11 protein-coding genes and 3 pseudogenes are annotated in these 12,492 nt (G+C 74.7%); 4 read left to right on the plus strand and 10 right to left on the minus strand.

Features of this window, described 5'->3' with window-relative positions:
- Positions 1-46: 46 nt before the first annotated feature.
- Complete coding sequence (locus P0R35_RS02825; protein WP_284013732.1) at positions 47-1,474, plus strand: small ribosomal subunit Rsm22 family protein; 1,428 nt, start codon at positions 47-49, stop codon at positions 1,472-1,474.
- A gap of 25 nt (positions 1,475-1,499) precedes the next feature.
- On the opposite strand, the gene P0R35_RS02830 is transcribed toward P0R35_RS02825, so the two are convergent.
- From P0R35_RS02830 to P0R35_RS16810, 5 genes and pseudogenes are all read right to left on the minus strand, one after another.
- Positions 1,500-2,609: an ABC transporter permease gene (locus P0R35_RS02830; RefSeq protein ID WP_284014685.1), complete on the minus strand. Its 1,110-nt coding sequence runs from the start codon at positions 2,607-2,609 to the stop codon at positions 1,500-1,502.
- Between the two features lie 88 nt (positions 2,610-2,697).
- Positions 2,698-4,485 (minus strand): ABC transporter permease family protein, encoded by a 1,788-nt coding sequence (locus P0R35_RS02835; RefSeq protein WP_284013733.1) that lies wholly within the window; start codon positions 4,483-4,485, stop codon positions 2,698-2,700.
- 40 nt (positions 4,486-4,525) lie between these two features.
- Positions 4,526-5,505: pseudogene (locus P0R35_RS02840) on the minus strand (ABC transporter ATP-binding protein).
- Between the two features lie 116 nt (positions 5,506-5,621).
- The gene (locus P0R35_RS02845; protein WP_284013734.1) at positions 5,622-5,816 is read right to left on the minus strand and encodes a hypothetical protein; all 195 of its coding nucleotides are present in this window, start codon (positions 5,814-5,816) and stop codon (positions 5,622-5,624) included.
- Positions 5,817-6,025: 209 nt separating this feature from the next.
- Complete coding sequence (locus tag P0R35_RS16810; protein WP_490396509.1) at positions 6,026-6,145, minus strand: DUF7989 family protein; 120 nt, start codon at positions 6,143-6,145, stop codon at positions 6,026-6,028.
- A 218-nt stretch (positions 6,146-6,363) separates the two neighbouring features.
- Here P0R35_RS16810 and P0R35_RS02850 point away from each other — a divergent pair, with 218 nt between their 5' ends.
- Both P0R35_RS02850 and P0R35_RS16555 read left to right on the plus strand, forming a co-directional pair.
- Positions 6,364-7,044, plus strand: coding sequence for a carbonic anhydrase (locus P0R35_RS02850; protein WP_284013735.1), 681 nt, complete (start codon positions 6,364-6,366; stop codon positions 7,042-7,044).
- A 38-nt stretch (positions 7,045-7,082) separates the two neighbouring features.
- A pseudogene (locus tag P0R35_RS16555) lies at positions 7,083-7,196 on the plus strand (DUF2891 family protein); the annotation flags it as partial.
- A 49-nt stretch (positions 7,197-7,245) separates the two neighbouring features.
- Here P0R35_RS16555 and P0R35_RS02860 read toward each other — a convergent pair.
- Positions 7,246-7,692, minus strand: a complete 447-nt coding sequence (locus tag P0R35_RS02860) for a luciferase domain-containing protein (RefSeq protein ID WP_284013736.1) — start codon at positions 7,690-7,692, stop codon at positions 7,246-7,248.
- 135 nt (positions 7,693-7,827) lie between these two features.
- On the opposite strand from P0R35_RS02860, the gene P0R35_RS02865 reads away from it, so the two are divergent.
- Positions 7,828-8,760, plus strand: a complete 933-nt coding sequence (locus tag P0R35_RS02865) for a mechanosensitive ion channel family protein (protein ID WP_284013737.1) — start codon at positions 7,828-7,830, stop codon at positions 8,758-8,760.
- Positions 8,761-8,796: 36 nt separating this feature from the next.
- Here the strand turns inward: P0R35_RS02865 and P0R35_RS02870 are convergent, their stop codons facing one another.
- From P0R35_RS02870 to P0R35_RS02885, 4 genes and pseudogenes are all read right to left on the minus strand, one after another.
- Positions 8,797-9,108, minus strand: coding sequence for a chorismate mutase (locus P0R35_RS02870; protein WP_284013738.1), 312 nt, complete (start codon positions 9,106-9,108; stop codon positions 8,797-8,799).
- A 28-nt stretch (positions 9,109-9,136) separates the two neighbouring features.
- A pseudogene (locus tag P0R35_RS02875) lies at positions 9,137-10,011 on the minus strand (shikimate kinase).
- 84 nt (positions 10,012-10,095) lie between these two features.
- Complete coding sequence (locus P0R35_RS02880; RefSeq protein ID WP_284013739.1) at positions 10,096-10,704, minus strand: hypothetical protein; 609 nt, start codon at positions 10,702-10,704, stop codon at positions 10,096-10,098.
- Complete coding sequence (locus P0R35_RS02885; protein ID WP_284013740.1) at positions 10,701-12,455, minus strand: hypothetical protein; 1,755 nt, start codon at positions 12,453-12,455, stop codon at positions 10,701-10,703. Before P0R35_RS02885 ends, P0R35_RS02880 begins: the two co-directional genes overlap by 4 nt.
- Between the last annotated feature and the right edge of the window lie 37 nt (positions 12,456-12,492).

A 12,492-nucleotide genomic window follows, 5' to 3' on the forward strand; every position in this document is an offset into this window, starting at 1 on the left:
ACCCCGCACGCGCCGCGCCGTCGCAGCCGCCGTCGGAGGTGGCGCCGTGAGCGTCGACCGCGAGGCGCTGCGCGACACCGCGAAGTACCTCCGCAACGCCCGCCCCGTCGACCCCGACGAGGTGTACGAGTACCTCCCGGACCGACCGCACCCGGCGGTCGTGCGCACCGCCCTCCGCGAGGAGGCGTTCGACCTCGGCCTGTTCGAGCGCGACGACGGCACGTTCGTCCCCGTCGACGACGAGCCGGTCGACCCGCCGGGATGGGCGCCGGAGGCGCTGCCCGCCGACCACGTCGAGACGGTCGAGGACCTCCTGTTCGAGCGGTACGGCCTCGACTGGCACGAGGGGGAGTCGGGCGACGCGCTCCGCGAGACGGTCGACCGGATGAAGGAGGACTACTACCGCGGGCGCCGCGTCGAGTACGACGCCGACGCCGCCCTCGCGTACGCCGTCTACCACCAGCCGGACTTCTACGCCGCCGTCGGCTACGTGCTCGACCGTCTCGCCGACCGCGGCCTGCTCCCGCGTCGCCTCCGCGTGCTCGACGTGGGCGCCGGCACGGGCGGCCCCGCGCTCGCGCTCCACGACTACCTCCCCGACGACGCGCTCGTCGACTACCACGCGCTCGAACCCAGCGCCAACGCCGACGTGCTCGACGAGGTGCTGGCCGACACCCGCCGGAACTTCCACACGACCGTCCACCGAGAGACCGCAGAGGCGTTCGACCCCGACGACGCGGGCGCGGTGGACCTGCTCCTGTTCGGCAACGTCCTCTCGGAGCTGGCCGACCCGGAGGCGGTCGTCGACCGCTACCTCGACGCCGTCGCCGCCGACGGCTCGTGCGTGCTGCTCGCCCCCGCGGACCTGGAGACGTCGACCGGGATGCGCCGCGTCGAGCGCGCGCTCACGCCGCCCGACGGCGACACGAGCGTGTACGCGCCCGACCTCCGCCTGTGGCCCGGCGACGCGCCCGACGACCGCGGCTGGTCGTTCGAGGAGCGCCGCGACCTCGCGGTCCCGTCCTTCCAGCGGAAGCTCGACGAGGCGGCGACCCGCGCGTACGACGAGGAGCCCGGCACGTACGTCAACACGGACGTGAAGTTCTCGTGGGCGGTGCTCCGCCCGGACGGCGAGCGACGCCACCCCGTCGTCGCCGGCGCCGAGCGCCACCACCGCATGGCCGAGTCGGAGGCGCACGTCACCGACCGCGTCAACCTCCTGTGTGTGAAGCTCTCGGCGAACCTCGCGCCCCACGACGACGCGAACCCGCTGTTCAAGGTGGGCGACGGCAGCGAGCGACTGGAGCACTACCTCGTGCTCACCGGGGAGTCCGTCCTCAACCGCGACCTCCGGGAGGCGCCGTACGGCGCGGTCCTCTCCGTGGAGAACGTGCTCGTGCTGTGGAACGACGACGAGGGCGCGTACAACCTCGTGGTCGACAAGGAGACCGTGGTCGACCTCGTGGCCGCCTGAGCGGGACCGAGCGCCGCCCCCCGGCTCAGGCCGGGCCGTACCGCGCCACGCCGACCCGCGCCGCCGCGACCGCGACGGCGCCGAGCACGACCACGACGCCGACCGCGAGGAACGACGTCGCGTCGGGGTTGCCGACGGCGAGCCGCGCGGCGACGTTCGCGGGGTTGACCGGCGACAGCGCCGCCAGTCCGAACAGCCCGAGGACGCCCAGCGAGTACACCGTCTGTGCGGCCCGCCGGTCCGGCGCCGTCAGCGCCAGCGCCGCGCCCAGCGCCGTCACCAGCGCCGCCAGTCCCGCGGTCAGCCCGAGGAGCGCGAGCACGCCGACGGCGGTCGCGAGCGGGCCCCCGCCGGGCGCGATGGCGGTGCCGTTGACCGACAGCAGTCCCAGCCACAGCGCCGCCTGCACGGGGGCGAGCCCCGCGGCCGCGAGCAGCTTCCCCTCCACGATGTCGGTCATCGTGACGGGCGCCACCCGGAGCAGTTCGAGCGTCCCGCGCTCCAGTTCCTCGGTGAGCGAGTCGACCGTCACCGAGCCGGCGATGAACACCGGGAGGAACAGCAGGAGCGGGACGAGCACCGTGTAGGTGAAGCCGAAGTACGGCGACGCCCCGGCGCTCGGCGGGAGCGCGAGCGTCTCGGCGGTCAGCGACGCCGAGCGCTGGTCGCGCTCCAGCCGCTCGAACGCGCGCAGCGCCTCGCGGGCGCGCACCACGACCAGCGTCGTCGCGACGTTGCTGTCGGGGACGAGCACCCGTACCTCCACCCGTCCTTGTGTCGTCCCGGTCGCGAGCATCGCCGCGTCGACGCGCCCGTCGGCGAACGCGTCCGCGGCGGCCTGCCGGCTGCCGAACAGCCGCGCGTCCATCCCGTCGGTCCGGTCGACCGCCCGGGCGAGGTCCCCCGCGTCGTCGCCCGCGACGGCCGTCTCGACCGAGTAGCCCGCGGCCGACCCGGGGTCGTACAGCGAGACGAGGCCGACGACGAGGAACGACGAGAACGCCGCCACGAACAGCTGGATGAGCAGCGCGAGCACGATGGTCTTCTCCGCCCGCAGCGACGCCAACTCGCGTTTGGCGATGGTCCACCGCGGGTCGCGGCCGGTGCGGTCGCCCGCGGCGACCGTGCCCGGCACCGGGTTGGGCGCGTCCGCCGGGACGCCCGCCCCGCCGCCGTCGGTGTCGACGCGGCGGTCGCGGTCGCCGCCCTCGGCCCGCGCGTCGTCACCCAAGGGCGCTCACCACCGTGAGGTCGTACGCGAAGTGGATCGCCATCGCGACCGCGAGCGTGAGGAGCCACGACCGGATCCCCCGTGTGGCACCGACCGCCGCGACGGCGGCGGTGACGACGTGGAGCACGAGCGGGAGCGCGAGCAGCGCCAGCCCGCCGAGCACGCCGATGTCGGCGCCCACGCCGGACGTGGCGAACGCCGCCTCCCCGAGCGGGAGCGAGCCGAGGCCGACGATCTGGACGACGCCGGTCGCCTTCTCGGCGACGAAGAAGCCCGCGCCCGACAGCGCGCCCAACTTCAGCGCCGTCGGGAGGTCCGCCTCGAAGCGCGACCCGTGGAAGCCCGCGAACACCGCGACCCCCTTGGCGAACTCCTCGACGACGGCGACGACGACGAGCAGGCCGACGATCGCCGCCCCCTGCGGGAGCGCGAACAGCAGCGCCAGCGCGAGCAGTTCGGCGACGAACACGAACGGGAGCGACAGCGCCGCCAACAGCGCCACGTCGCTGGGGCGGTGGAGCCGCACCGCCAAAGCGTCGAGGAACTTCAGCGGCACCGCGCGCTGGGTGAACATGTCCTCCTCGCGGTACACGCCGATGCCCAGCGCGAACAGCGTCCCCGCGACGAGGTAGAACGGCCCCGTGGAGAACAGGTACTCGCCGATCGACACCGCCTCCCCCTGCAGGTCGCGGACGACGAGGGTGAGCGGCGAGATGAGCGCCACCGGCGTCACCGTCGCGAAGATGGCCGGGACGAACGCGTACGTCGTCAGCGCGACCGAGACGGTGACCGTCACGAAGGTGAGCTCCTTGAACGAGCGCGCGAACATCGCGCCGACGAACGTCGCCGCGAGGAACACCAGCGCGATGGGGAACACCGCCGCGACCGACAGCGGGCCGCCCCCGCCGCCGGAGGCGACCGAGACGCCGGCGGCGATCACCGCCGTCGCCGCGAGCGCGACCCCCGCGTACGGGAGCGTCTTCCCGGCGACGATGTCGGTCTTCGACAGCGGCGCGACGAGGAGCAGCTCGCCGCGGCGGTTGATCCGCTCGTTGAGGATCGTGGAGCCGTACGCTTGGATGACGAAGTTCATCGGGACGAGGAACGCGAACGCGAGCACGAGCGACGAGAAGGGGAACGGCGGCGCGATCTCCGCGGGCGACCCCGTCGGCTGCCCGCCGAACAGCGGCCCCGCGGCGCCCCCGAAGTCCGGGACGCCGAGCGCGCCGTCGCCGGAGCCGCCCCCGCCCGCGGCGTCGCCGCCGCCCGCGCCTGTGTCGGCGTCTCCCGACCCGCCGGCCCCGCCTCCCGCGTCGCCCGCGGCACCCGCCCCGACCGCGCCGTCGCTCGCGCCGACGCGCTCGCTGGCGCGCTCGACGTAGCTGAGGGTGACGCCGACCGGGAACGCCGCCGACTGGTTCGCTTCGGCCGCGAGCAGCCGCCCGTTGTGGCGTTCGACGGCCGACCGGAACGCCGCGAGCGCGGCCTCGCCCTTCGGGGTGTCGGCGACCGAGACGCTCGCCTCGCGGTCGCTCGGGTCGCGGTCGTCGACGTACACGTCGGCGCCGGGCGCGCCGACCGGCACCGGTTCCAGCGGCGTCGACTGCGCGACCGGCTCGTGGTAGGGGCTGTCCGGGCTCACCGCGACGGCGTAGATGTCCTCGTCGAGCGCGACGCCCCCCGCGAGGAGGCCGCCGGCGACGACGCCGAGGGTGAGCAGGAGCGCGACGGCGCCCAACACCGCCGTTCGGCGGTCGACGGTCCCCGTCGTCCGGGACACCTCCCACCGCGCCACCCGGAGCAGCTTCCGGGGGAGAGCCTCACGGCTCGCGTCCCCCGCCGTCGGTCGTCGCCTCCGGGGGCGACTCGCGGTCGCGGTCGTCGTCCGAGGCGCGCGCGCCGTCGGCGCCCGGGTCGACTCGCCGGCTCCCGGGCATCGGCTGGCCGGCGACGTCGAGGAAGATCTCCTCGAGCGTCGACTCGCGCGTCCGGATGTCGACGACCTCGCCGCCGGCGGCGTCGGCGGCCGCGCGCAGCTCCTCGACGGCGGCCATCGAGTCGACGACCGTGCGGTGGCGGTCGCCGTCCGGCTCGCTCCCCTCGACGGGCACCGTCGTGAACACCCGGTAGCTCGTCTCGCCGTGCTCGGCGCGGATCTCCTCGACGGTGCCGCGGGCGACGATGCGCCCCTCGTTCATGATGACGACGCGGTCACACACCGACTCGACGTGGTAGAGGTTGTGCGCGGAGAACAGCACCGTCTTGCCCGCGTCGGCGAGCGCGCGGACGTACTCCAGCACGTAGTTCGTCGTGAGGGGGTCGAGCCCCGACGCCGGCTCGTCGTAGATGAGCACGTCCGGGTCGTTGACGAGCGAGCGCGCGATGGCGACCTTCCGCTTCATCCCCTTCGACACGTCGCCGAGGCGACGGTCGCGGTGTTCCAGTTCCAGATCGTCGAGCGCGGTCTCGATCCGCCGATTCGCCGTCTCGCGGGGCACCTCGTACAGGTCGGCGAAGAAGCGGAGGTAGCTCCGCGCGGTCATGTCCTCGTACAGCGGCGACTCCTCCGGGAGGAACCCCAACGCGGTGCGTGTCTCCGGGTCGCCGGCGGGCGCGCCCGCCACCTCGACCGTGCCGGCGGTCGGCTCGATGAGCCCCGCCAGCGTCTTCAGCGTCGTCGTCTTGCCCGCCCCGTTCGGGCCGACGACGCCGAAGATCTCCCCGGCTCCACGTCGAAGGTACTCCCGTGCACGGCGACGAAGTCGCCGTACACCTTCCGCAGGCCGTCGACGGTTATCACACCTCCCGGTTCGGTCGGGCCGATATAGGCCCGTCGCCGCGGCTATCGGCGGTGAGAACGATCCGCCGGCGGCGACACCCCCGACATCGCCGCCCGGTCCGCGCCCGCCGCCGGCGTCACTCGTGTGGCGGGTACTCGACGTAGCCGAACGTGGTGAACCGCTCCGGCTTCGACTCCGTCGACCCGTCCCGCGCGGTGTAGCGATCCGCCGGCGAGGCGCCGGCCGTCCCCCGCTCCGTCCCCGCCCACGCGTCCACGACGCCGCTCGCCATCGCCCCGCTGTAGGAGTCGACGGTCGTCTGCTGTCCCATACCGGATCCATCAACCTCGGCACACTTATTCGTTTCTGTCGATTACTCGCGTTCGAGTAAAGATTTCTACCGAGCGCTATCGAGCGCTCCCTTCCCCGACGGACGGACGCGTCGCTGTGGGGGGCGTCGTGGTGTCGCGCGGCGGCCCCGCCGGCCGAGCCGACGGCTGGCGGACAGTCCTGATCGGAGAACGCGTCGTCGTCGCGGAGTTACTCGTCGCCGCCGTCGGTTCGCGGGTCGGGTTTCTCGTTGCCTCGCTCCCACACTCGGTCCGCCGAGGCTCCGTTCGGTGCTGTGTGGCTGACCTCTCGCATCGTTCGTTCTGCCATCGTGACACACACCAGCACGCGGAGGTATTTCAGCGTTGCATGAATCTCCCTTAGACACACGATACCATATTAACATCATTATACACGCCGCCACCCCCGCTCGACGCCCGTCCACTTCCGCGGCGAGACGGCCGCCGGGATCGGACGCGCGGGCGGGGCGGCGCCTCGGACGGCGCGCGGGGGCAAGGGTAATGCACGGGGGGCCGGACCACCGGCGTATGGATCGGACTGTCACCGAGTTACTCCGGGCCAACGAGGGCCACGCCAGGGAGTTCGCCTCCCGGTTCGACGCCGTTCAGGAGGCCCAACACCCCGAGGCCGTGACGGTCTGTTGCTCGGACTCGCGGGTGTTACAGGACCACGTCTTCGACAACCACACGCCGGGCCGGCTGTTCACCTGCGGCAACATCGGCAACCGCGTCGTCCAACGCACCGCGGTCGGCGACACCGTGTCGGGCGACGTGTTGTACCCGCTGGAACACACCGGCACCCGCGTGGCCGTCGTCGTCGGCCACACGGGGTGTGGCGCCGTCACGGCGACGTACGCCGCGCTGACCGACGGGCTCTCCGAGCCGCCCGGGATCGAGCACTGTCTCGACCTGCTCGGCCCCCACCTCGAGCCGGGGGTCGACATGCTCCCCGACGGCCTCGACGAGGCCGACGCCGTGAACCGGCTCGTCGAGTACAACGTCGACCGACAGGTGGGCGTCCTCCTCGACAGCGACGACGTTCCCGACGACACCGACGTCGTGGGCGTCGTGTACGACTTCCAGGACGTGTACGGCGGCGAACGCGGCGAGGTCCACGTCGTCAACGTGGACGGCGAGCGGGACGTGGCGACGCTTCGGGACGCCCACCCCGCCGTCGCCGACCGGATCCGGCGGCTCTGGGAGTACTGATGGCCGACGGCCCCCTGCTCGCCGGGCGGACCGACTGGATGAGCGCCGACGGGGCGGCCGTCCTCGCGCGCCGCCCCGTGTTCTACGGCCGTTGCGACCGGCACTCGGCGGTGCACGGCCACCGGGCGCTCGTCCGGTCGCTCCGGCCGTTCGACGACCACCCCGACGCCGACCGGATCGTCGCCGGGGCCGACGACCGACTCACCCGCGACGGCGCTCGAACGCCGCCCGAACCGCCTCGCTCGGCGCGAGTCCGTCGAGTTCGGCCGCGACGTCGACGTCGGCGAGCTCCTCGGCGCCGGCGGGCGTCCGCTGCAACACGCCGACGTGGTAGAGGTACGACAGCCGGAGCAGCCACCGGGCGTGGTCGTACTCGGCGGCGGCGCCGATCCGGTAGGTCGTCCAGCCGGACTCCGTCAGCAGGTGGTGGACGCCGGTGTGGCCCTCGTCGATCAGGACGTCGCGCAGCGCCCGGAGGTACGCGATGTCGAGCATCCCCCACTCGTGGACGTGGCCGATCTCCCGGGGGCCGACGCGGAACTCCGTCCCGCCGAAGCGGTGGTCGGCCACCGTCACGTGGGGCCACGAGCCGGCTTCCTCGATCAGTTCCGCGACCGTCTCCCGCACCGCGGCGCGTTCGGATGACATGCCGACGGAACGTCGTGTGAGGGGATAAGCGAGCGCCCGAGCGCCGTTCCGGGCCGCGCCGGCGCACCCACCCGCGTTGCAACGCCCCTGTGACGTGAGGAACGCTCTATGCGCGTCGCCGGGTACGTCTCGGGTATGGCGAGCGGCCCGCTCCGGTCGGCGACGGCAGGTCCGTGCCTCCCGTCCACGGCGGCCGTCCTCCAGACGGCGACCGGGACCCCGGGCGTCGGCCCCGGCGAACTCGCGGACTACGGCCCCGCGGTCGTCAGGGCCGCCTGGTTCCTCGCCGGCTTCCTCGCGGTGGTGTTCGTCGGTCGGCTGGTCGTCGAGCCGACGGTGAAACGCGCCGTCCGGCGGCGGAACCGGAACAACCCGCGGCTGCGCGACGCCGTCTCGCTGTACGTGCGGGTGGTCTTCGTGGTCGCCGGCGTCGTCGTCGGCGTCGGCGTCGCCGGCTACGGTCGCGGGCTCGGGAGCTCGGCGCTCATCATCGGGGCGGTGACGCTGGCGCTCGGCGTCGCCGGGCAGGAGCTCATCGGGTCGCTCATCGGCGGCACCGCGCTGGTGTTCGACCCGGAGTTCAACGTCGGCGACTACATCAGCTGGCCGGGCGGCGAGGGCACCGTGCGCAGCATCGCGCTGCGCGCCACCAGGGTGGCGACTCCGAACGGGGAACTGGTCACGGTCCCGAACACGGTGTTGACGAACGAGCCGATCACGCGGCCGTTCGGCCGCGGCAACTACCGCGTCGTCGACCGGTTCGCCGTCGGCTACGACGCCGACGTGGACGAGGCGGTCGCGCTGTTCGAGGCGGCGGCGGCCGACCTCGACGCCGTGCTGTCGGAGCCGTCGCCGGCGGTGTACGTCGACGAACTCGGCCCGGACGCCGTCCGCATCAGCGCCCACTACTGGATCGAGGACCCCGACCGCAGTCGGGTGTTCGCCGTGCGCTCGGCGTACGCGCGGGCGGTGAAACGCCGGCTCGAGGCGGCGGACGTCGAGATCAGTCCGCCCGCCAAACGGGAGGTCCGCGGCCGCATCGACGTCGGGGGTCGCGACGACCGCTGAGGGGACGGCGCCGGTTCCGCCGCCCGCGGGGCCGTCTCAGCGGCTCTCCCGTTGCTCGACTTTGTTCAACTCGATGAGCAGCCGGAAGATCGCCTTCACGAGGTTCGAGTCCACCTCGAAGCGCTCGGCGTTGGCGCCGGCGCGGTCCATCACCGCCTGTTCTTGGGTCTCGTCGGTCGTCGGCAGGTCGTTGTGCGCCTTCACCTCGGCGATGGTGTCGGCGACGTACGTCCGCCGGGCGATCAACTCGACGAGGTCGCGGTCGATCTCGGCGATCTCCTCGCGCAGTTCGTCCAGCCCCATGCCCTCCAGTTCGGCCGCCGTGTCGTCGGTGTCCTCGTAGCTCATGGTGTCGTCCTCGTGTCGGTGTCGCGGATCACAGCACCCGGGCCCCCCGGCGGCGCGTCTCGACGAGCCGGGTCGCCCCGTCGCGCCCGCCCCACCGGTCGCGGATCGCCGCGAGGTCGTCGCGGCCGCCGACGGCGACGACGCTCGGGCCGGTCCCCGACAGCGAGACGCCGTCGCAGTCGGCCATCGCCTCGACCGCCGGGTCGGTCGGGAAGCCGAGCGCCGCCGAGAAGGCGAGCCCGTTCACGGTCATCGCCCGGCCGTAGTCGCCGTCGAGCGCCAGCTCGGTCGCGGCTCGGCCATCGGCGCCACGCGCTCGCAGGCGGCCGCGTCGGCGTCCGCCGAGTAGGCGCGCTCGGGCGGCGTCCACACCAGCGCGTGCGAGGCGAACGGCTCCTCGTGGGCCAGTAGTTCGTCGCCCGCGTTGTCGGTGACGGTGACGCCGCCGAGCATCGACGCCGAGGCGTCGTCGAACGCGCCGGTGACGGTCACGCCGGCGTCGCGGGCGGCCCGCACGCCGACACGACACGCCTCCGTCTTCGACACGTCCGCGTCGGGGTCGTTCGCGGCCTCCAGCCCGAGCGCCGACAGCGTCGCCAGCACGGTCGCGTTCGCGGCCGCGCTCGAACTCTTCAGTCCCGCCGCGGTCGGCACGTCGCTGGCCGTCTCGACGGTGCCGCCCTCGCCGGTGCCGTACCGGTCGACGCACCGCTCGACGCACCGCTCGATCAGCGTCGTGTCGCCGTCGGGGGCGCCCGCGATGGCGCCGGAGACGGCGTCGGCGTCGGGGTCGAGCCGCACCGTCGCGGTCGTCTCCAGGTCCAGCGCGAACGCGGAGCCGCGGCCCGTCGCGAGGGCGTTGACGACGGTGCCTGCTCCGGGGGCGGCGGCGCGTCCGTCCATGGGTCGACGGGCGCGTTCGCCGAGGTTCAAGCTGGCGGTCGCGTCAATCGTCCGGCGGGACCCGGCCCGCCCCGGCGGCGCCGGTCAGCGGTACCGGACGCGGCGGTAGGCGTGTGCCACGTCCAGCCGCTTCCGGTCGGTCGACCCGTCGACGCCGCTCCCGCGCTCGAGGCGGAGGTCGGCGCCCACGGACCGCTCCTCGCCCGGCGCGAACCCGGCCTCGTCGCCGAACGCGCGGCTCCCGTAGCCGCTGGCGACGAGCCGGCGGTCGTCGTCGTCGCCGCCCAGCGGCGTGTAGTACACGTCGAAGCGGAGCTCCACCAGTCCGAACGTGACGTCGCCGACGTTGCGGAACCGCGCGTACGGGCGGACGCCGGACGCGCCCGGCCCGTCGAAGCCGGCGTCGAGCAGGCGGAGCGACCCCCGCGGCGGCGCGCGCGCCCGGGTCGGCGTCGCGGTCGCGGTCTGCGTGGGGGTCTCCGCGGGCGTCGGCGTCGCGGTCGACTCGGCCGCGCCGCCGGTGTCCGTCGCCGTCGCGGCCGGGGGCCCGTCGGTGTCCGTCGTCGCCGTCGCGTCGGTACCCGTGCCCGGGTACGACACCGTCGACGAGTCGGTACAGCCGGCCGTCGCCGCGGCGACCGCGCCGGCGACGGCGGCCAGCAGGTCGCGTCGCGACGGGCGACGGCGGGTCACTCGCCGACCCCCGCGCCCAGCGTGGCGCTCCCGGCGGCGACACCGCCGGCCGCCAGCGACGCGACGACCGCCGGCCCGACCGCCTGTCCGAACGAGAACACCTGTCCGCCGCCGGCGCCGCCCGCCCCGCCGACGACGCCGACGAGGAGCGCGACGCCCGCGAGGAGGGCGCCCGCGACGCCGGCGGCGCCGGCGACCCCGCCGCCCGCCGCGGGCTGACGTACCCCGTCCCGGCGACCGTCCCGACGACGGCGGCGACGGCGACCAGCGCGACGAGGCCGGCGGTGGCGGTCGCCTGCGCGGCGAGCGCGAGATACGTCGGGCCGAACCTCGCGGCGTCGCCGCCGGCGTCGGCGAGGAACTGCGCGCGCGCCCAGTCGGCGCCGACGAAGCCGACGAGCGCGAGGCCGACGCCGACGAGCGCGTAGCCCCCGGCGACCACCGCGACCGCCCGGCGGTCCGCGACGCGCACGGTCAGGCACCCCCAGCCACGTCCGCTCGTGCAGCCCGCCCCAGTCGACGCGCTCCTCCCACGCGGTGCGGTCGGCCCCCGTCACGAGCAGGTGCTCGCCGGCCCGACACGCCAGCGCGTACGTCACGTCGCCGCCGCGGTCGTAGTACACCCGGTCCCACGTCGCGTCGCCGAGCGGGTACGTCCCCTCCCGGGAGACGCGGTCGAGCAGCCGACTCCGCGCCCGCGCGGCCGTCGCCGCGTCCCGGTACCGCTGCACGAGCACCGCGTTCCCGGGGCGCGTCCGCGGCCGGCGGTCGGGGAAGTCGCGCCGGCGGTCCGTCCGGTCGAGCCGGTGTGCGCCGACGAGGAGCGTCGACGCCCGCCCGGAGCGCACGAACGTCGGGCGGTACGCGTCGACCACGCCCCCGCGGTCGGCGTCGGTCAGCGGGGGGGCGAGCAGCCGACGCTCTCCCACCGGCCGCTCCACGACGTTCGGGTACTCCCCCGGGTCCTCGGTCGCCCGGTCGAACGCGTACGCCCGGAACCCGGGGGCGCGGTCGAACGGCGCCGTGTCGGGCCCGGAGGCCTCGTCGTCGCCGTCGCGGTCACGGCCGTCGTCGCCGACCCACGCGAGTTGGAACAGCATCGGTCGCGCCGGGTCGCGCTCGCCGCCGCGCAGGCGGTCCACCGCGCGGTTCCGGATCGGGCCGCGGGAGAGCGCCCGCGCGACGTAGGGGTCGGTCCGCATCCCGGCGGCGAACTCCCGGAGGCGTCCGAGCTCCTCGCGCGTCCGGTCGTGGTCCCCCCGGCGTGCGAACTTCCGCGCCACGTCGAGGTGGAGGGCGGTCCGGTCCCGCAGTCGAGTCGGGGCGTGGAAGTGGGCCCCGACGGCGTCGTCGGCGGCGGCGAGCCGGTCCGCGGCGGCGTCGCGGAGCGCCTCCACGTCGTCGACGGCGACGGTCGACCGCGTCGCGAGCGCCCCCGCGGCGCTCGCGAGACCGGCCACCGCCCGGCGGTAGGCGGCGACCGCCGCCGGATACGTCACGGCGAACCACCGGATCTCGTCGGCGACGCGGCGGGTCCGGTCCGCCAACGCCGGGTTCGACGGCTCCGGCGCGGCCGCCCCGCGCGGCGCCGCCGTCCCCGGCGTGTCGGCCCCGGCCGCCGCGGCGGCGTCCGTCACACCGGCGCCGTCGCCCGAGGGGTAGCGGACGTTCGAGCCGTCGGCGAGACAGCCGCCGGTCAGCGTCGCGAGCACGCCGGCCGTGCCCGCCAACACGTCCCGCCTGTCGTACATGGCCGCGTCTGCGTGTCACCGGCGGATAAAGACAGGG

The organism is Halobaculum litoreum (genome assembly GCF_030127125.1).
Classification (GTDB): Archaea; Halobacteriota; Halobacteria; order Halobacteriales; family Haloferacaceae; genus Halobaculum; species Halobaculum litoreum.